The sequence below is a fragment of the Streptomyces sp. ME02-8801-2C genome (genome assembly GCF_033793965.1).
Taxonomy (GTDB): domain Bacteria; phylum Actinomycetota; class Actinomycetes; order Streptomycetales; family Streptomycetaceae; genus Streptomyces.
This window is the reverse complement of the sequence record NZ_JARAXP010000031.1, coordinates 1-18,142: the sequence shown is the minus strand read 5'-3', so window position 1 is coordinate 18,142 and position 18,142 is coordinate 1. Positions and strand designations below refer to the sequence as shown.

14 protein-coding genes and 4 pseudogenes are annotated in these 18,142 nt (G+C 72.0%); 9 read left to right on the top strand and 9 right to left on the bottom strand.

Annotation, left to right across the window (positions count from 1 at the left end):
• Position 1 precedes the first annotated feature (1 nt).
• Positions 2-61: pseudogene (locus PV396_RS45310) on the top strand (thiol reductase thioredoxin); the annotation flags it as partial.
• Positions 62-192: 131 nt separating this feature from the next.
• On the opposite strand, the gene PV396_RS42915 reads toward PV396_RS45310, so the two are convergent.
• Positions 193-771 (bottom strand): rhodanese-like domain-containing protein, encoded by a 579-nt coding sequence (locus PV396_RS42915; protein ID WP_319213799.1) that lies wholly within the window; start codon positions 769-771, stop codon positions 193-195.
• 81 nt (positions 772-852) lie between these two features.
• On the opposite strand from PV396_RS42915, the gene PV396_RS42910 reads away from it, so the two are divergent.
• Complete coding sequence (locus PV396_RS42910; protein ID WP_319213798.1) at positions 853-1,140, top strand: metal-sensitive transcriptional regulator; 288 nt, start codon at positions 853-855, stop codon at positions 1,138-1,140.
• Between the two features lie 27 nt (positions 1,141-1,167).
• On the opposite strand, the gene PV396_RS42905 is transcribed toward PV396_RS42910, so the two are convergent.
• From PV396_RS42905 to PV396_RS42895, 3 genes are read right to left on the bottom strand one after another with little or no spacing between them, the layout of a single operon-like run.
• A complete protein-coding gene (locus tag PV396_RS42905; RefSeq protein WP_319213797.1) occupies positions 1,168-1,914 on the bottom strand; it encodes a sulfite exporter TauE/SafE family protein in 747 nt (248 codons plus the stop codon).
• Complete coding sequence (locus PV396_RS42900) at positions 1,911-2,300, bottom strand: rhodanese-like domain-containing protein (protein ID WP_319213796.1); 390 nt, start codon at positions 2,298-2,300, stop codon at positions 1,911-1,913. The genes PV396_RS42905 and PV396_RS42900 overlap by 4 nt, the downstream gene beginning before the upstream one ends.
• A gap of 30 nt (positions 2,301-2,330) precedes the next feature.
• Positions 2,331-3,698 carry an MBL fold metallo-hydrolase gene (locus PV396_RS42895; RefSeq protein WP_319213795.1) on the bottom strand — a complete coding sequence of 456 codons (1,368 nt, stop codon included), beginning with the start codon at positions 3,696-3,698 and terminating at the stop codon, positions 2,331-2,333.
• 129 nt (positions 3,699-3,827) lie between these two features.
• Between PV396_RS42895 and PV396_RS42890 the strand changes: the two genes are divergently transcribed.
• Complete coding sequence (locus PV396_RS42890; protein WP_319213794.1) at positions 3,828-4,232, top strand: DUF302 domain-containing protein; 405 nt, start codon at positions 3,828-3,830, stop codon at positions 4,230-4,232.
• A 105-nt stretch (positions 4,233-4,337) separates the two neighbouring features.
• Here the strand turns inward: PV396_RS42890 and PV396_RS42885 are convergent, their stop codons facing one another.
• Together PV396_RS42885 and PV396_RS42880 are read right to left on the bottom strand one after the other, a co-directional pair.
• On the bottom strand, positions 4,338-6,806 hold the full coding sequence (locus tag PV396_RS42885; RefSeq protein ID WP_319213793.1) for a cation-translocating P-type ATPase: 2,469 nt from the start codon (positions 6,804-6,806) through the stop codon (positions 4,338-4,340).
• Between the two features lie 273 nt (positions 6,807-7,079).
• Complete coding sequence (locus tag PV396_RS42880; RefSeq protein ID WP_319213792.1) at positions 7,080-7,517, bottom strand: universal stress protein; 438 nt, start codon at positions 7,515-7,517, stop codon at positions 7,080-7,082.
• Positions 7,518-7,822: 305 nt separating this feature from the next.
• On the opposite strand from PV396_RS42880, the gene PV396_RS42875 reads away from it, so the two are divergent.
• Positions 7,823-8,710: a universal stress protein gene (locus tag PV396_RS42875; protein ID WP_319213791.1), complete on the top strand. Its 888-nt coding sequence runs from the start codon at positions 7,823-7,825 to the stop codon at positions 8,708-8,710.
• Positions 8,711-8,738: 28 nt separating this feature from the next.
• Positions 8,739-11,060 (top strand): heavy metal translocating P-type ATPase, encoded by a 2,322-nt coding sequence (locus PV396_RS42870; RefSeq protein ID WP_416071581.1) that lies wholly within the window; start codon positions 8,739-8,741, stop codon positions 11,058-11,060.
• A gap of 401 nt (positions 11,061-11,461) precedes the next feature.
• Here the strand turns inward: PV396_RS42870 and PV396_RS42865 are convergent, their stop codons facing one another.
• Genes PV396_RS42865 through PV396_RS42855 form a run of 3 tightly spaced genes read right to left on the bottom strand, consistent with a single transcriptional unit; the run spans position 11,462 to position 15,590 of the window.
• A complete protein-coding gene (locus tag PV396_RS42865; protein ID WP_319213790.1) occupies positions 11,462-13,846 on the bottom strand; it encodes a glycoside hydrolase family 65 protein in 2,385 nt (794 codons plus the stop codon).
• Positions 13,843-14,682, bottom strand: coding sequence for an HAD-IA family hydrolase (locus tag PV396_RS42860; protein ID WP_319213789.1), 840 nt, complete (start codon positions 14,680-14,682; stop codon positions 13,843-13,845). Before PV396_RS42860 ends, PV396_RS42865 begins: the two co-directional genes overlap by 4 nt.
• A gap of 32 nt (positions 14,683-14,714) precedes the next feature.
• Positions 14,715-15,590: a universal stress protein gene (locus tag PV396_RS42855; protein ID WP_319213788.1), complete on the bottom strand. Its 876-nt coding sequence runs from the start codon at positions 15,588-15,590 to the stop codon at positions 14,715-14,717.
• A gap of 376 nt (positions 15,591-15,966) precedes the next feature.
• Between PV396_RS42855 and PV396_RS42850 the strand changes: the two genes are divergently transcribed.
• The 4 genes and pseudogenes from PV396_RS42850 to PV396_RS45300 all read left to right on the top strand — a co-directional run.
• Positions 15,967-16,692, top strand: a complete 726-nt coding sequence (locus PV396_RS42850) for a CBS domain-containing protein (RefSeq protein ID WP_319213787.1) — start codon at positions 15,967-15,969, stop codon at positions 16,690-16,692.
• Between the two features lie 116 nt (positions 16,693-16,808).
• Positions 16,809-17,108: pseudogene (locus PV396_RS45305) on the top strand (universal stress protein); the annotation flags it as partial.
• A 49-nt stretch (positions 17,109-17,157) separates the two neighbouring features.
• Positions 17,158-17,721: pseudogene (locus PV396_RS42845) on the top strand (hemin transporter); the annotation flags it as partial.
• Between the two features lie 145 nt (positions 17,722-17,866).
• Positions 17,867-18,142 (top strand): annotated as a pseudogene (locus tag PV396_RS45300) (MFS transporter); the annotation flags it as partial.

Sequence of the window (18,142 nt, the reverse complement as noted above, 5' to 3'; positions counted from 1 at the left end):
TATCGAACTGACCAAGGAGAACTTCGAGGCGACCGTAACCGGATCCGACATCGCACTGATCGGCTTCTGGGCCGCCTGGTACGGGTCGTGCCGTCTGGTCACCCCCCGTCTTCGCCAAGGCCGGCACCGAGGCACGGACCGAACTGGCAGCGGGGCCGGCAGTCCGCCACAGCCTCGACGGGCAAGCACTGATCAGCGGCCGCGCAGCGAGGCCAGCGTGGCCTCAAGGTCTGCCGGGCGGGGACGGTTGTGCGGCAGTCTGCCGAGCATGGCCGCCATGCCGCAGGTGTTGGTGAGGGCGGAAAAGACCAGGCCACCCGCGATGCCGGCCGAGAGGATCTGGAAGGCCGGGGAGACGAGCAGACCAAGCACCAGACCGAGGAGCACCAACGTGCCGGCGGTGAAGCGCACTTGGCGTTCCATGCTCCAGGCGGCACGGGTCTCGCAGGCCTCGGGACGGTGCAGGTCGTGTCCCTCGGCGGCCCAGGCGCCGGTGCCACCGGCGAGCGTTGCGGTGGGGATGCCCTGCTCCGCGAGCAGCTTGCAGGCGTTCTCGGAGCGGGCGCCGGAGGCGCAGACGACGAGGATGTCGCCGCGCTCGGCGGCGTTGCGAATGTCGGGCAGCGCGCGCCGGACCTGGTCCAGGGGGATGTTGAGCGCGCCTGGCAGGTGGCCCGAGGCGAACTCGCCGGGTGTGCGCACGTCGATGACGGTGAACTCGTGCAGCCGGGTGTGGGCCTGGTCCGTGCCGAGGGTGAGGGGAGGTGTCATGACTGATGTGATCCTTCATGGTCGACGCCGTGCCGAACCGGGACGTAGTGTACCCCTAGGGGTATTTTTCGAGGAGTGATCGTGGAACTGGAACTCGCGGGTGCGGACCTGAAGGCCGTGCTCAACCGGCTGCGCCGCGCACAGGGCCAGATCTCCGGCGTGATCCGGATGATCGAGGAGGGGCGCGACTGCGAAGAGGTCGTGATGCAGCTCGCCGCAGCCTCGCGCGCCCTCGACCGTGCAGGTTTCGCAATCATCGCCACCGGTCTGCAGCAGTGCGTGACCGACATCGAGTCCGGCCGCAAGAACGGCGAGGACGCCGCACAGATGCGCGCCCGCCTGGAGAAGCTGTTCCTGTCGCTGGCGTGAGACACAGCCTCCTGCGGACCGGCCCCATCACACCGCCGTGTCGATCAGCATGAAGGCGGCCACCGCCAGCAGCACCAGCGCGAAGATCCGCTGCAGCGCCTTCACTGAGACCTTCGCGGCCAGGCGTTTGCCGTCCCACGCACCGAGGACCGCGGCACCGGCGAAGGGACCGATCACCGCCCAGTCCAGGCCGTCGGCCGTACCCGCCCGCATCGCGAGCGCGGCCAGCGAATTGACGGTGATGACCAGCAGACTGGTGCCCACCGCCGCCCGCATCCGCATCCCGAGGACACCGACCAGCGCCGGTACGGCGAGGAAGCCGCCGCCGACTCCCAGGACGCCAGTGACCGCGCCGAGCCCGGCGCCGGCGGCCGCCGCCCGGCCGGGACGCACCGGCCGCGCCACGTCCGTGCTGCGGCGGGCACGCAGCATACGAACCGCGGCCGCTGCGGCGACCACGCCGAAGGCTCCGGTCAGCGCCGCCGCCGGCAACCGCCCGGCGACCGCGCCGCCCAGCATCGCCGGACCGATCCCGGCGGCCGCGAACAACAGCCCCGTACGCCAGCGGACCTGGCCGTCGCGGGCATGCGCGGGCAGCGCCGTGGCCGAGCTGACGGCCACGATGACGAGGGACGCGGTGGTGGCCGCGACCGGGGTGAAGCCGAGCAGGTAGATCAGGGCGGGTACGGCCAGCACGCTGCCGCCGCCCCCGAGCGCGCCGAGCGCCAGGCCGATGACGGCCCCGGCGGCCAGGGCGAGTATCAGAGTGCTCACGCCACCGTGCCGTTCATGCCCTGTTGGTCCACGACCGGCAGACCGGCCCGGAGCCACTCCCGCATACCGCCGATGACGTCCACGGCCGGGGCACCCCGGGCAACCAGCAGTTCGGCGGCCTGCCGGGAGCGGTTGCCCGAGCGGCAGATGACGACCAGCGGGCGGCCCTGAGCCTCGGCCGGCAGCGAGACGCCCGCTGCCAGGGCGGACAGCGACACGTGGACCGCCCCGGGAGCGTGGCCCGCCTGCCACTCGCAGGGCTCGCGGACGTCCAGCAGCAAGGCGTCGCCGGTGCCGCCCTTGCCCTCGGCGGCGGGACCATGCCCGGTGTGCTCGGCTGCCTCCCGTACGGTGACCCGGCCTGGGCCGCGGTGGAAGAGGTTCATCGGTGCTTCTCGCTCCTTCCGGGTGGCCGGTCAGGCGGCCCGGACGGTGAGTCCGGCCTTCTCGGCGGCGTCGAACGCGTCATCCACCGCGACGACGTCACGGCCGGCCGCGTCCAGCAGCGAGGCCGCGATGGCGGCGCGCATGCCACCCGCGCAGTGCACCCACACCTCTCCTTCGGGGATCTCGTCGAGCCGCCGGTGCAGGGTGTGGACCGGGATGTGCACCGAGCCCTCGATGAAGCCGCCGGCCCGTTCGGAGGTGCGCCGGACGTCCAGTACGACGACGCCCTCGCCGGGGTACTGGCGCGCGAGGTCGGCGAACGTGGTCCGAGCGAAGGAAGCGAGGGCCTCGTCATCGCGTACCCAGGCCGACGGTTCGCCGGTGGCCGCTGCGGCCGGTCGGTCGATACCGACGCGGACCAGCTCACGCTGGGCGGCGGCCAGCTGCGCGGCCGACTCGGCGAGCAGCGTCACAGGCTTGCCCCACGGGATCAACCAGGCCAGGTACGTGGCGAGTTGCCCCTCGGCCTCGAAGTTGAACGAGCCCGCTATATGTCCTTCGGCGAACGCGACGCGGTTGCGCAGATCGACCACCCACTCCCCCGCGGCCAGCCGCGCGGCGATCTCCTCGGCGTCGGCGACGACGGGCGGGGTGAGGTCGACCGGCGCGGGGCCGTTCGCGTTGGCCGGACCCATGTGCGCGTAGTAGGCGGGGATGTCGTCCAGACCGGCCAGCAGGTCGGCGACGAACGTGTCCACGTCCCGGGTGAGCGCCTCGTTGCCCGCCTTCTCCTTGCCGATGGTCGTGGCACTCCCTTCGGCCTGACTGGACGAGCAGAAGCTGCCGAAGCCGTGGGTGGGCAACACGGGTGTCTCGTCGGGCAGTTCGACTGCGAGGCGGTGTGCGGAGGCATGCTGGGCGCGGGCGAGGTCCTCAGTCAGTCGCGGCTCGACGAGGTCCGGGCGGCCGACCGTGCCGATGAGCAGCGAGCCGCCGGTGAACACCACGACCGCCGCCCCGTTCTCCTCCAGGACGTATGAGGTGTGGTGCGGCGTGTGGCCGGGCGTCGCGAGGGCACGCAGGGCCAGTTCGGCATCGGCGTCGATGACGGTGCTGTCCCCGTCGCGCACGGGTATCCGGTCGAAGGAGACGCGGGCGCCGGCCGGAACGAGGTAGGCGGCGCCCGTGAGGCGGGCCAGCTCCAGACCGCCGGTGACGTAGTCGTTGTGGATGTGCGTCTCGACGACGCGGGATATCCGCACCCCCCGTCGGACCGCCGCCGCGATCATCTGGTCGACGTCTCGCGGCGGGTCGACCGCCACCGCCGTCCGCTCACCGCCCGCCAGGTAGCTGCGGTTGCCGAGCCCCGCCACCTCGATGGTGTCAACGAAGAACACGCCGAGCACTCCCTTCCAGCGAAGAATTACCCCCGGGGGTATGCATCGAGGCTAGCATGGGTACCCCCCGGGGTATTTTCTGAAGCAGGAGACACCCCGCCCGAACCCCTCACGAGTAGGGCCACCGTCATGCGTTACGACCGCACCGTGCATCTCGACACCGACTTCGCCACCGCCGTCGGCCGCGTCCGCGACACGCTCGCCGAGCAGGGTTTCGGCATCCTCACCGAGATCGACGTCGCCTCCACCCTCAAGGCCAAGCTCGACCAGGACATGGAGGACTACCTGATCCTCGGCGCCTGCAACCCGTCACTGGCCCACCGCGCTCTGGAGACCGACCGCTCCATCGGCCTGCTGCTGCCCTGCAACGTCGTCGTCCGCGCCGACGGCGACCGCACCGCCGTACAGGCCCTCGACCCGAACACGATGGTCGCCCTCACCGAACTCGACGCCCTGCGTCCGGTCGCCGAAGAGGCCACCCGCCGCCTCGACGCCGCCCTCGCCTCACTCACCGCGGCCGACGCAGGCGCGTGATCCCGTCCCGAATACGGCGAGTGCAGGCACCGGTGTGGCGTGAGACTGCCCTCGGGAGTCTCACGCCGTAGCTGCGCGCGTCCATCGGCGCAGGAGAGCAACCCGTCAGGTTGTCCTGACGGATCCGCGCAGCGCTGATCGAGCGGCGCGCAGGGCCAGTTCGGCGAGGAGGACGGTGGACGCGGTGGCCAGGCACAGGGCCCACTGGGCGGCGTTCAGCGGCACGGTGCCGAAGACCGTGCGCGCCCAGGGCAGGTGGACGGCGGCGACCTGCACGGCCAGGACGCCGGTTAGGCACAGCCACAGAGTGCGATTGCGGAATTGGTGGCGGCCCAGCAGGGGGCCGTCGTCCGCGCGGGCGCCCAGGGAGTTGAACAGCTGGAAGAGGACGAACGTCGTGAACGCCATGGTCGCGGCCGTGTCCGTGCCTACGCGCGGGCGCGCGAGGGCCAGCAGGACCACGGTGCCTACGGCCATGACCGCGCCCGCCCGGCCGATGACGAACAGACGCCGGGTGTCAAGGATCCGCTCGGCCGGGTCGCGCGGCGGGTGGCGCATCACGTCATCGCGGGCGGGGTCGACGGCCAGGGCCATGGCGGGCGGGCCGTCCATGATGATGTTGATCCACAGCAGTTGGGCCGCCGTGAGCGGGGCGGGCAGTCCGGCCAGGGAGGCTCCCATCAGGGTCAGGATGGCGCCGATGTTGGTGGCCAGCTGGAAGCGGACGAACTTGACGATGTTGGCGTAGATGGCGCGGCCCTCGCGCACGGCCCGCACGATCGTGGAGAAGTCGTCGTCGGTGAGCACCATGTCGGCGGCTTCCTTGGCGACGTCCGTGCCGGTGATGCCCATGGCGACCCCGATGTGGGCGGCCCGCAGCGCCGGGGCGTCGTTGACGCCGTCGCCGGTCATGGCGACGATGTGGCCCCTGCTCACCAGCGCCCGTACGATCACGACCTTGTGCTCCGGGGCGACCCGGGCGAAGACGCCGATGTCGTCGATGCGGAGGGCGAGTTGAGCCTCCGTCATCCGGTCCAGCTCGACGCCGGTCACCACCTCGCCGGTGATGCCCAGTTCGCGCGCGATGGCCGCCGCTGTGCCGGCATGGTCGCCGGTGATCATCTTGACCGCGACCCCGGCCGTGCGGCACAGCGCCAGCGCGTCCCGCGCCTGCGGACGCGGCGGGTCGGCGATCCCCACGATGGACACCAGGGTCAGCCCGGTCAGGTCGGCCGCAGTGTCCGGCACACTGTCGACGACGGTGGTGGCCGCGCCCAGGACCCGCAGACCGGCGTCGCCGAACTGTGAGGTCACGGCGAGGATCTCGCTCCTGCGCCCCTCGTCGAGGGAACGCACACCGTCCCCGGTGAGCACGTCGCCGCACAGGTCCAGCAGGACGTCGACGGCGCCCTTGACCTGGACTCGGATGCGGCCGTCGGGTTCGGGATGGAAGGTGGCCATGTACTTGGTGGCGGCGTCGAAGGGCAGTTCACCGAGGCGGGGCAGCTCCGCGCGCAGCAGGTCCGCGTCGATGCCGGCCTTCGCCGCGAGCACCACCAGCGCGGCCTCCGTCGGATCCCCGATGAAGCCCTGGTCGGTCAGGCGCGCGTCGTTGCACGCGGCGAAGGGAAGCACCGCCTCGCACAGGTCACCGTCGTGTACGGCGTCCGACGTGCCTGCGGCGCAGACGGCGCCCGCTGTGCCATAGCCCTCGCCCGTGACGTCGTAGAGCCTGCCTGCGCTCCACAGGAGCCGCGCGGTCATCTCGTTCATGGTCAGCGTGCCGGTCTTGTCACTGCACACGACGGTCGCCGCACCGAGCGACTCCACGGAGGCGAGGCGTTTGACGATGGCGCCACGGCGCGCCATGCGGTACACCCCGAGCGACAGTGTCAACGCCAGGACGGCGGGCAGCCCCTCGGGGATCGCGGCGACGGCCAGCGCCACCGCCCGCAGCGCGATGTCCGCGAGCGCCTCGCCGCGCACCAGGGCGGTCAAGGCATAGGCGACGACCGCGACACCGCTCAGCAGCGCGAGCCGCCGGCCGAGACTGTCGAGCTGGACCTGGAGCGGGCTGGGCGGTTCCGGGCCGGTGCGCAACGCCTCGGCGATCGCGCCGAGTTCGGTGCGCATGCCGGTGGCCGTGACGATCATCTCGGCACGGCCCCGGGTCAGCGCGGTGTTCATGAACAGCACGCTGGTGCGCTCGGCGAGCGGCACTGGCACGGTCGCGGCGTGCCCGACCGCCGCCACGTTCTTGGCGACGGGCTGGGACTCCCCGGTCAGGGCCGCCTCGGCCACCTCCACCGCCTGCGCGACGACCAGCCGCCCGTTGGCCGGCACCCGGTCGCCGGCCTCCAGCAGGACCACGTCGCCGGGTACCAGGGTGTGCGCCTCCACCACCTGTTCCGTACCGTCGCGGCGGACCCGGGCGGTCGGCACGAGCATCCGGCGCAGCGCCTCCAGGCTGCGTTCGGCGCGCCGTTCCTGGAGGTAGCCGAGGACGGCGTTGATCTGCAGGACGACGGTGATGACCACGGCGTCCTTGATGTCACCGATGGCTCCGGCGACCACGGCGGCGGTCAGCAGGATGCCGATGAGCCAGTTGCGGAACTGGTCCAGGAACTTCAGTCACTCCGGGCGCCGGGCCGGTTCGGCCAGCCGGTTGGGACCCGAAGGCCGCCGTACGCTCGGTGACCTCAGGCGTACTGAGCCCCGCACCCGGGTCGACGCCGAGTCGGGCCGCGACCTGCGGCACGGTCAGCCGGTACGGATCGGACACCGCGACGGCATGTTCCGGCACCGGAGCTTCCGGTGCGACGCGGATGGTCACCTCGCCCTCCACGGTCACTCCTTCCCGGAGCCGGCCACGGCGACGGGGCAGTGCGCATGCCGCAGGACTGCCTCGCTGACCGAGCCCGGCAGCAAGCCCGTCAGGCCGCCCCGCCCGTGCGCCCCGACCACGACCAGCTGGGCTCCGGCGCTCGCCTCGACGAGGGCCTGGCGGGTCCAACCCCGGGTGCGCCGGCAGTGCACGACGACGTCCGGATACTTCTTGCTCAGGACTCCGCCGAGCCCAGGAATCGCGTCGTTTGGGAGCCGGTCCCTGTCGTGCTTCGCGAACCTCCGTTCGGCAGGCCCGGCCTCCGGACGCACGATCCGGTCACTCCACGCATCCAGCACCATCGGGTCCGCCCCTCGCCGATCGGCTTCCCTGGCAGCGACCTCCACCGCGGCCAGACTCGACAACGAGCCGTCCACTCCCACGACAACCGGGCCACTCATCTTTCTCCCTCTCCGGCTCCGCGCCGTCCCACCGCCGGGGCGGCAGGGCTTCCTGCGGGACGAGCAGGCCGCGGGCAGCGCCACGCGGCCGGGCACCTGGCCCGGCGAGATCGGCCTGACGGCCTTCGCCTCACTACCGGCCCAGCCTCTTCCTGCCCGCCGCACACGCACAGGGCCGGACGGGCCCACGGTGCGAACCATCCGGCCCTCGCCCGGATGGCCGTCGAGCCCGACCCTGGAATGGGGGATACATGCGCGGCAGCGTGGCCCTCGACTCTCTGTCGCGCCGACAGCGGAGGTGCGCCATGACCGGACCTGTCGTCGTCGGTCTCGACGGTTCCCCCGTCGGCATGACAGCGGCGTGGTGGGCCGCCCGCGAAGCCGTGGACCGGCACCTGCCCGTCCTGCTGGTCCACTCCTGGACCACCCAGCCGCTAGACGTGCCCATCGCCCAGGAAGCCCTCAGCAAGCAGCGGTACGGCGGCCAGGTACTGCGCCGAGCCGAGGCCGAACTGCTCCACCGCTACGGCGATCTGACCGTGACCACGAAGCTCGTGTCGGCTCCCGCCTCGGCAGCGCTGCTGGACCTGAGCGACACCGCGACCATGCTGGTGCTCGGCTCCCGCGGACACAGCTCGGCGGCGAGTTTCCTGCTCGGCTCCATCAGCCTGCATGTCCTGGGCCTCACGCAGTGTCCGGCCGTCACCGTCCGGGCCGGCGATCGGGCCGTCGAGGAGGGCTGGGAACATCCGGCGGCAGCCGATCGCGACGAGATCGTGGTCGGCGTGCAAGAGGAAGGACCGATCACCTCCCCTCTGCTGGAGTTCGCCTTCACCACCGCCCAGGGTCGGGGAACGCCCGTGCGCGCCGTACGGGCTCTGCCATCGTCCTCTCCATTGACGCATCCACGCGTGTTGTCCAAGCCGGCCGACACCGGCTACGAGGCGGAGGAACGCACACGGTTCGCCGCCGAACTGGCACCGTGGCGCGAGAAGTTCCCCGACGTCCCAGTCGTGGAACAGGCCACCAAGGGCTCCGCGGCTCAGGTGCTGCTGTCCGCCTCCGTGCACAGCCGGCTCACCGTCGTGGGGCGCCGACGGCACCCGTCCCACCTCACCTGGAAACTCGGGCCCGTCGCGCACGCGGCGCTGCACCATGCGCCGTGCCCCGTCGCTGTCGTCCCGCACACTTGAGCTGGGGGGACCCGCCGTGAACCGCGCCATTCCTGGGAGCTCGCTGCGACGCTTGTTCGCGGCGCTGTTCCTGCCGCCCGGTCCGGAGACGGTTCTCCTCGCCGTCACGGCCACAGCCCTGACGGCCGGTGGCGTCTCCTGGCTGGCAGACGCCCCCGCCGTCGCTGACTTCTGCTGGGGCCTCGGCACCGTCGTGGCCGTCGTACCCGCGGTGGGCTGGGTTCTGGCCGCGTTGCGGCGCGGTCATGCCGGCGTGGACCTGATCGCGGTCCTGGCGCTCGGCGGCACCCTGGCCGTGCGCGAGTACCTGGCCGGGGCCCTGATCGCGCTGATGCTCGCCACCGGCCGCACCCTGGAGGCCGCGGCCCGTAGACGGGCCTCCCGCGACCTGCGCGCACTGCTGGAGCACGCGCCGCGCACCGGCCGGCGCCGCACCGGGACCGAGGTGCGCACTGTGCCGCTGGCCGAGGTCGCCGTCGGTGACCTGCTCGTCGTCGGGCCGGGCGAGGTGGTCCCCGTCGACGGCCAGATGGTCGGTGCCACGGCAGTGCTCGACGAATCGGTGCTCACCGGTGAACCTCTGACCGTGGAGCGCGGGCCGGGCCAGACGGTGCGCAGCGGCGTGGTCAACGCGGGTGGCGCCTTCGACCTGCGCGCCACGGCGACCGAGCGGGACAGCACGTACGCCGAGATCGTACAGCTGGCCCGGCAGGCCGGGGCGGAGTCCGCTCCCGTTGTCCGTCTCGCCGACCGCTACGCGGCCTGGTTCCTGCCGCTGTCCCTGGCTGCCGCGGGGCTGGCCTGGCTGGCCACCGGTTCCGCCGTGCGGGCGGTGGCTGTCCTGGTGGTCGCCACGCCGTGCCCTCTGCTGCTGGCGGCGCCGGTGGCCGTCGTTTCCGGGCTGTCGCGGGCCTCCCGCCTGGGGGTGGTGATCCGTGACGGCGGCGCACTGGAGAACCTCGGCCGGGCCCGGACCCTGCTGCTCGACAAGACCGGCACTCTCACCGGCGGCCACCCGCGCGTCCTCGACGTGATCGCGGCGACCGGCTGGAACCCGGCGGAGGTGCTGCGGCTGGCCGCCTCGCTCGACCAATACTCCCCGCACGTCCTGGCCAAGGCGATCGTCGACGCGGCCCGTGAGCGCGGACTCGAACCGGCCGTGCCCGCCGAGGTGTCCGAGGAGCCCGGCCGGGATGCCGTCGGCACCGTCGAGGGGCGTCGGATGACCATCGGCCGCCTGCACGCCCGAGCCGAGAGGCCCGCTTGGGCGTGCTCGGTCGACAACCGCGCGTTGCTGGACGGGGCGGCCGTCGCCTGGCTCACCTTCGACGGCCGCGCCATCGGCGCCGTCCTGCTGCGTGATCCGCTGCGCCCCGACGCTCCTCGCACGGTGCGCCGCCTGCGTTCGGCGGGCATCGACCGGCTCGTGATGCTCACCGGTGACCAGCCCGAACCGGCCCGCGAGATCGGCAGCGTCCTCGGCCTCGACGACGTGCGCGCCGGCCTGACCCCGGCCGACAAGGTCTCCGCCGTACGTGCCGAACGCGACCACGCGGTCACTGTGATGGTGGGTGACGGCGTGAACGACGCCCCTGCCCTGGCCGCCGCGGACATCGGCGTGGCCATGGGCGCACGCGGCTCCACGGCCTCCTCCGAGGCCGCCGACATCGTCCTGACCACCGACCGGGTGGACCGCCTGGCCGACGCCGTCGCCATCGCCGTACGTTCCCGCCGCATCGCCGTGCAGAGTGCGCTCGGCGGGATGCTGATGTCCCTCGCGGCCATGGCCGCGGCCGGCTTCGGCCTGCTCCCGCCCGCCGTCGGCGCCCTGTTCCAGGAGTGCATCGACGTCGCGGTGATCCTCAACGCGCTGCGCGCGCTGGGCGACGACAAGTCCGCGCGGCCGGTGCTCCAGCCCTCCACGGAAGCACTCATCCACCGCTTCGCCGCCGAACACGACGACCTGCAGGAGGTGTTGGAGGCCGTACGCGAGGCCGCCGATCGCCTCTCGAACGGCACCGGTCCCGAAGCACTCGCGGCAGTTGCCGAGGCGCACCGCCTGCTCACCGAACGGCTGCTGCCACACGAGTACGCCGAGGAGCATCAGCTCTACCCGGCACTCGCCCCCACCCTCGGCGGCCCGGAGGCGACCGCCACCATGAGCCGCGCCCATGCCGAGATCGAACGGCTCGCCCGGCGCGTCGGCACCCACCTCACACTCGCCGACACCGACGGTGACCTGGCGCCGGAACAGCTCGACGATCTGCGCGCCTGCCTCTACGGACTGCACAGCGTGCTGCGTCTGCACTTCACCCAGGAAGAGGAGAACTACTTCTCCCTCGCCCCGTGACCGTATGCATCTATCGCGGGTGACGAACGGCCCACCGTGTAAGGCCAGTTGGACCGCAGCGCCGACAACCCATGCACGGTGTACTGAAGGTGGGGAGCGTCCCCGATTCCCGTCAATGAGAAGAGGGAGAACAGCATGACAACGCCCCGTACCCTCCGCCGTGTCGCGTTGAGCAGCGGCGAGTAGCCGTTCGGACGCTCCTGAGCGGGGCCGTCAGCCGGGCGAAGGTCCGATCGGCCCATGTCGCCAGGTCAGCCCGCGATATTCGTGTTGCCTTTCCACCCCGCGCTCGGACGGCCACCGGTGCGGCCTCCTTCTCGGTTCCCGCAGAGCGTTACCCCCTCTGCCGGGCCGGACGGCGAGGCCAGCGCCTCCCAAGCCCCGGTGCGCCGCGGCAACCGTCAGTCCGGGAGCGCCAGCCGGCACGTCTCTCCGGGCTGCACGCAGACCGTGCGGTCGGGCAGCCGTACGTCGATCGGGGACCGGTCGGACGACGGTACGGCGATCTCCAGTCGGCCGTGTTCCAGCCGCAGGCGTACGCCCCAGTGGCCCTGGTAACGCAGGGTGAAGCCGTACGAGGACAGTTCGGGCAGCGGCACGGGGTCGAGCCGGATTGCCCCGCCCCGGGTCTCCAGGCCGGTGAGTCCGCGTTGGACGAGGTCGAGGGTGCCGGCCATGGCACCGAGGTGGATTCCTTCGCCGGTGGTGCCGCCCTGCAGGTCGGCGATGTCGCCCTGCAGGGCCTCCTGGCAGAACTTCCACGCCTCGGTGCGCCGGGCCCGGGCCAGCACCCAGCCGTGGACCAGGCCGCTGAGCGTGGAGCCGTGGCTGGTGCGGTGCAGGTAGTGGTCGACGGTGCGCCGCCATGTCTCCTCGTCGAGCCGCACCCCCAACCGGACGAACAGGCCTTGCAGTTCGGCTGGTGAGAAGAGGTAGCCGAGCATCAGGACGTCGGCCTGTTTGGAGGCCTGGTAGCGGTTGACGGTGTCGCCCTCGGCCTCCAGGATCCGGTCCAGGCGCCGGATGTCGCCATAGCGCTGCCGGTAGCCGTCCCAGTCGAGCTCCTCCAGCTCGCCGTAGCCCTCGAACTGGCTGATGACTCCTGCGTGGAAGGGCACGTGGAGCGTGCGGGAGACGTCCTCCCATTGTTCGAGTTCGCCGCCGTCCAGGCCGGTGCGCTCGACGAGTTCCCGGCGGCGCGGTTCGGGCAGGGTGTCGAGGAGTTCCAGGGTGCGGGTGAGCACCCAGGCGGCCGTGACGTTGGTGTAGGCGTTGTCGTCGAGGCCGGGTTCGGCCGCGCCCGGATACGCGTCGTGGTACTCGTCGGGTCCCACGACCCCGCGGATGCGGTGCCGTCCGAGCTGCTCGTCGTACACCGCCGCATCGGCCCAGAAGCGGGCGATCTGCAGCAGCATCTCGGCGCCCTTGGTGTGCAGGAACTCGGCGTCGCCGCTCGCCTCGCAGTATTGCCACACGTTGTACGCGATCGCCGAGCCGACGTGATGCTGGAGCCGGGAGTGGTCCGGCAGCCAGCGTCCCGAGCGCGGGTTGAGGTGCAGCCGCTGGGTCTCCTCCCGCCCGTCGCTGCCGCTCTGCCACGGATACATCGCGCCCCTGCGGCCCGCCTCCCGAACCGCGGTGCAGGCCTGCTCGAGTCGGCGGTGGCGGTAGCGCAGCAGGGCGCGGGAGACCTCGGGGAAGTGCAGGTTCAGGTACGGCAGGACGAACAGCTCGTCCCAGAACACGTGTCCTCGGTAGGCCTCGCCGTGCAGTCCCCGGGCCGGCACGCCGACGTCGAGGTCGGCGGTGTGCGGGGAGAGCGTCTGCAGGACGTGGAACAGGTGCAGCCGCAGGATGCGGCCCGCCTCCCCGGGTACCTCCAGCTCGGCCCGGCGCCACAGCTGGTCCCAGGCCGTCAGATGCGACTCCAGCAAGTCGTCGAAGCCGGGGGCGCGGCCCACCCGGTCGAGCGCGGCGTACAGCGGATCGCTGATCGCCGGGTCGCGGGAGGTGTGCAGGGCAACGGTCTTGTCGACGGTGACGGTGCGGCCGGGGGTCAGGTGCGGGCGCAGCCGCTGCATGGCGCACGGAGGTGTGTGCTCGGCGGTGACGGGCACGTCGTTGGCAGGCGCGTCGGTGGTGAGCCGGGCCGCCATGCCGATGCGGATGTCCGAGGTGCGGGTGCGGCAGCGCAGCCACACGGTGTCGGGTGCGGCGTCGCCGGTGTGCCCGTGCGTGAGGTGGCGGCCGTCCAGATCCTGGTAGCGCGGCACGCCGGCGTTGCTCACCCCGCCGTCGAGGGCCGCCTCCACCTCCAGGTCGCCGGAGAAACCCTCCGCCGTGAACTCGGTACGCAGGGCGGCCAGATGGGGATCGCCCATGTGCACCAGCCGCTGCTGCCGCACGGCCAGCACCCGCCGCTCGCCGAGGTCGTACCGTGTCCGGCGTTCCAGCAGCCCCGCGGACAGGTGCAGGACCAGGCCGTGCTCCAGCACCGTCGCCGTGTCCGGCGTGATCCACTCCTGCCCCGGAAGTCGGAAGCGCAGCGGCAGCCAGTTCGGCAGGTTGACCAGGTCCTCGTTGTCGACGGAACGGCCGGCCGCTTCCGAGGTCAGTCGGTTGTAGATGCCGGCGGCGTACGTGCCCGGGTAGTGCACGTCGTCCGCCGCGCACTCGGGGAGGGCCCCGCGTGTGGCGAAATAGCCGTTGCCCAGGGTGCACAGCGACTCCCTCAGCCGCTCCTGCCCGGGTACGTAACCTTCGTACTCCCAGGTCACGGCCATCACGAAGGCGTTCCGTGGGTGAGCAGCTCGCCCAGGTCACGTACGACAATGTCGGCGCCGTGCCGCAGCAGCCCCTCCCGCGTATCCGCACCGGCCGCGCGATCCACGCCGATGACCAGGGCGAACCCTCCCCGTCGGCCCGCCTCCACGCCCGCGAGGGCGTCCTCGGCGACGGCCGTGCGGTCGGCGGGGACTCCGAGCCGGCGTGCCGCCTCCAGGAACAGGTCGGGCCGTGGTTTGCCAGGCAGGCCGAGACGGGCCGCCTCACCGCCGTCGACCAGGGCGTCGAACAGGTCGAGTACGCGGGCCCCGGTCAGCAGTTCACGGGCGTGCCGGGACGCGGAGGCCGCGGCGAGGGGTACCCCTGCCGCGCGCAGGGCGTTCAGGAGGCGCACCGTGCCCGGGTAGGCGTCGACACCGTGCTCGCGCAGCCGCTCGGTGAACAGCCGTTCCTTGTATGCGGTGACGGCCTGGACCCGCTCGGCGGTCGGAGCTGTGCCGCGGGAGGCGAGGAAGGCCGTCGCGCCGTCGATGCGGGACTTGCCGTCGACGTAGCGCAGGTAGTCGTCGCGGACGTCGAAGGGCCGTCGCCGGCAGGGGTCTGCGGGTGGATGGTCGCGCAGGAAGGCGTCGAAGGCGGTCTTCCATGCGGCGGCGTGCACGCGGGCCGAGTCGGTGATCACTCCGTCGGTGTCGAACACGACGGCCTCGATGTCCCGCAGTACGGGTGCGAGCGCGTCCGCGGGCGCCAGAGAGCTGGTGTGTTGTGGGCCGTGGTGCGCGCCTACCGGCTCTTCACCTCCGTCTTTCCGGTCGCGCAAGCGGCTCGACTCGGTCATGGAAGCCTCCTTCGGCAGTCGGGTAGGGGTGATCACGCGCGCTGCGGCACGACCGCCACCGGGCACTGTGCGTGGTGCAGCAGCGTGTGTGCCACGCGGCCGAGTTGGAGGCCGTAGTGGCTGTGCCTGCGCCGGGCGCCGATGATCAGGAGGTCTGCGGCGGCGGAACGGTTCAGCAGTACCTTGCGGGCCGGTCCTCCCACCGTGGCACGGCGCAGCTGGACACCAGGGCGGTCAGTCACGGCGTCGTGGAGCAGGGTGTCGAGCAGGGCGGACGCCTGCTGTTCGTGGCGGTGCGCCGGTTCTCCGGCCAGCAGGGGGTGGTCGGCGCTCTCGTGCGCGGGGCAGCGCCAGGCGCGTACGACGTCGAGGGTGCAGCCGCGTGCCTCGGCCTCGCGGAAGGCGAACCACACCGCCTCACCGCTGGTGGCGGGGTCGCCCAGGCCCAGCAGGATGCGTTCGTGGGCGCCGGCCAGGCCGGCCTTGTCACCCCGGACCACGATCACCGGGCAGTGGGCTCGGCCCGCCAGGGCCAGGCTGACCGAACCGAGCAGCAGCCCCGTCAGCTCGTTGCGGCCGCGGGACCCCGTCACCAGCACCGATGCGTTGTTGCCCGCGTGCAGCAGGGCCTCTATCGCTTCCTCGGGCTGGATCTCGGCGGTCACCTTCACGTCCGGGTTGCGCCGCCGCGCACGCTCCGTGGCGGCTTGGACGACGTGCTCCGCCATCACCTGCTCGGACGAGGTCTCCGAGCCGTCCGGCGGCACGGCGCCTTCGTAGCGCTCCCACAGGGAGGCGTACACCAGCCGCAGCGGGAGGCCGAGCCGGGCCGCTTCGTCCACCGCCCAGTCGACCGCCACGAGGCTCGCGTCCGACCCGTCGACACCCACGACCAGGGGCAGTTCCATCGTCCCCACCGCCTTTCGTCAGGCTGTTGCAGGGCGTGCAGCAGAGGGGCCCACCGTCAGCGTCGCATCCCGGGGCAGGGTGGCAGGAGAGGCGGTTCGGCCCTGGCGGAGGACTTTCGGCCCCGCCGGGGAGGGCCGGGCGGCCCTGCCGCCTGCCCGCTCAGCCCCTGGGTCCCCGAACGCCCACGCCAGAGGCTGGACTCCAAGCCCGGAGGGTGGACGCAGACACACGAGGACCGACACCGAACGAGCGCCGGTGCACGTGCTGTCCGGGGCCGTCGACGTCCGTGCGTCTCGTGCCACGCCACGCCCACGACCCGTATCCGTGCCGGCTGCGCAGACCGGGTCCCACAGCGCTCTCGGAAGAGGAGCACCCATGAACCCCACGAAGATCGGCGCCCTGATGGTCGGCGACGTCGTCACAGCGGACTACGGCACTTCATTCAAGGAAGTGGTCCGGTTGCTGGGCGAACACCGCATCAGCGGGCTCCCCGTCACCGACGAGGACGCCAAGGTCATCGGAGTCGTCTCCGAGACCGACCTGATGCTCCGGCAGAGTCAGGAGCCCGAGTCGGAAACATGGCTCAGCCAGCTGCGCCGACTGCGCCACAGCGTTCGGGAGACGACGGCCAAGAGCCACGCCCGCACCGCGGGCGGGCTGATGTCCACGCCGGCCGTCACCGTGCGCGCCGACGCCACCCTCCCCGAGGCCGCCCGGCTCATGGCCGAGCACCGTATCGAGCGGCTGCCCGTGGTGGACGAGGAGGACCGTCTCATCGGCATCGTCACCCGCCACAACCTGCTGAAGGTCTTCCTGCGTACCGACGAGGAGATCCGTCGCACCGTCGAACAGGAGATCGTCGTCGACACGCTGTGGCTGGCTCCGCGGACCGTCACGGTCTCCGTGCAGGACGGCGTGGTCACCCTCGCAGGGCATGTGGAACGGCGTAGCGAGAAGTCCATCGCGCTTGGCATGGCGGGCCGGATGGACGGAGTCGTCAGTGTCGTCGACCACCTGTCCTACCGGATCGACGACACACACCTCCAGCCGGCCGAACAGGCCCTGCACGGCGTGGCCGACGACTGGCTGCGCAAGCTGTGAGCCTCCTCGACCTCCCGCAAGGGGACCGTTGGGCACCCGCTCGGAGCCTCTCGGCCCACGCTCGGCCCGCCCTGTTCGGGTCACGGTGGGATGAGAGGCTCTCGAGGGAGGACGCCATGACGGAACGCGCCGCCGGCAACAACATCGTGGTGGGGGTCGACGGGTCCGAGGCCTCCATGGCCGCGCTGCGGTGGGCCACCCGGCAGGCCCATGCGCTGAACGCGGACGTCGTCGCCGTGCACGCCTGGGAACCGGTCGGGCCCGGGTTCGCCCCCTATGCTCCGGCCTCGGCACGCCCCACGGCCGCCGAACAACGGGTTCGGGCCGCACAACTGCTGGCCGAGACGCTGCGTGCGGTGTTCGGGCCCCAGATCGACAGGGCCGTACGAGCCGTCGTCCTGGAGGGACCGCCCGCACGGGTGCTGGCGCAGCAGGCGAGCGGCGCCCTGCTGCTCGTGCTCGGACCCGGGCGGCGACCTGCGACGCATCACCGTCAAGCGGGTCGCGGGCGCCGACGCCGCCCCGGACGGCGAGGTCTCGAACCTGCTGTACCGCACGGTGGGTGCCGGGGACGAGCTCACCCTCTCCGCGCCCTTCGGCGACGTCGCCCTCGACGAGACCGACACGCCGCTGGTCCTCGCCTCTGCGGGCATCGGCTGCACGCCCATGGCCGGGATGCTCGCCCGCCTCGCCGCGACCGGCTCCACCCGCCCGGTCCTTGCCCTGCACGCGGACACGTCTCCCGAAGAACACGCCCTGCGCGCCGAGACGCGTGAGCTGATCGCCCAGCTCCCGCACGCCGACGCCACGTTCTGGTACGAGCGGCCCGGGCCCGCCGAACCCGACGCCCGCACCGGCCTGATGGACCTCGACGGGGTGGCCGTCCCCACCGACGCCACCGTCTACCTGTGCGGCCCGCTGCCTTTCATGCGCGCCGTCCGGGAGCAGCTGCTGGCCGGCGGCATACCGGCTCGCCGGATCCATTACGAGGTCTTCGGGCCCGACCTGTGGCTGCCGGACGCGGCCTGAGACGAGTACGCCATGGGGCCGCTCGGCCGGGCGGGAAGGTCCTTCGGCCCAGCGCAGACGACGTCCGTGATCGGTGAGGCTGGCGGCAAGCCGAGCTCCTGTCGCCGCACGCAGCCCGTACAACCCCCAGAAAGGGATGAGGACCATGCTCCAGCCACCAAGGAAGCCGCCCCGGGCAAGAAAGACGACGACGGATATCCCGGCTGACGATCGAACGCCGGGCACTGCCGTGTCGGGTCGGGCGTGGTTGATGCTGGCGCTCGCCACGGTCGGTTTCGCCGTGAACTTCTGGGCATGGGCGCTGCTCAGCCCCCTCGGCCCACGATTCAAGGACTCTCTACAGCTGTCCTCGTTCCAGCAGTCGCTGCTGGTGGCAGTACCCGTCGTGGTCGGCTCACTCGGCCGCATCCCGGTCGGCGCA

What these genes read in the sequence shown, in the direction of transcription:
- PV396_RS42915 (WP_319213799.1), bottom strand. Translation starts at nt 771, where the DNA reads ATGACACCTCCCCTCACCCTCGGCACGGACCAGGCCCACACCCGGCTG.
- PV396_RS42900 (WP_319213796.1), bottom strand. Translation starts at nt 2,300, where the DNA reads ATGAACCTCTTCCACCGCGGCCCAGGCCGGGTCACCGTACGGGAGGCA.
- PV396_RS42890 (WP_319213794.1), top strand. Translation starts at nt 3,828, where the DNA reads ATGCGTTACGACCGCACCGTGCATCTCGACACCGACTTCGCCACCGCC.
- PV396_RS42880 (WP_319213792.1), bottom strand. Translation starts at nt 7,517, where the DNA reads ATGAGTGGCCCGGTTGTCGTGGGAGTGGACGGCTCGTTGTCGAGTCTG.
- PV396_RS42875 (WP_319213791.1), top strand. Translation starts at nt 7,823, where the DNA reads ATGACCGGACCTGTCGTCGTCGGTCTCGACGGTTCCCCCGTCGGCATG.
- PV396_RS42860 (WP_319213789.1), bottom strand. Translation starts at nt 14,682, where the DNA reads ATGACCGAGTCGAGCCGCTTGCGCGACCGGAAAGACGGAGGTGAAGAG.
- PV396_RS42855 (WP_319213788.1), bottom strand. Translation starts at nt 15,590, where the DNA reads ATGGAACTGCCCCTGGTCGTGGGTGTCGACGGGTCGGACGCGAGCCTC.
- PV396_RS42850 (WP_319213787.1), top strand. Translation starts at nt 15,967, where the DNA reads ATGAACCCCACGAAGATCGGCGCCCTGATGGTCGGCGACGTCGTCACA.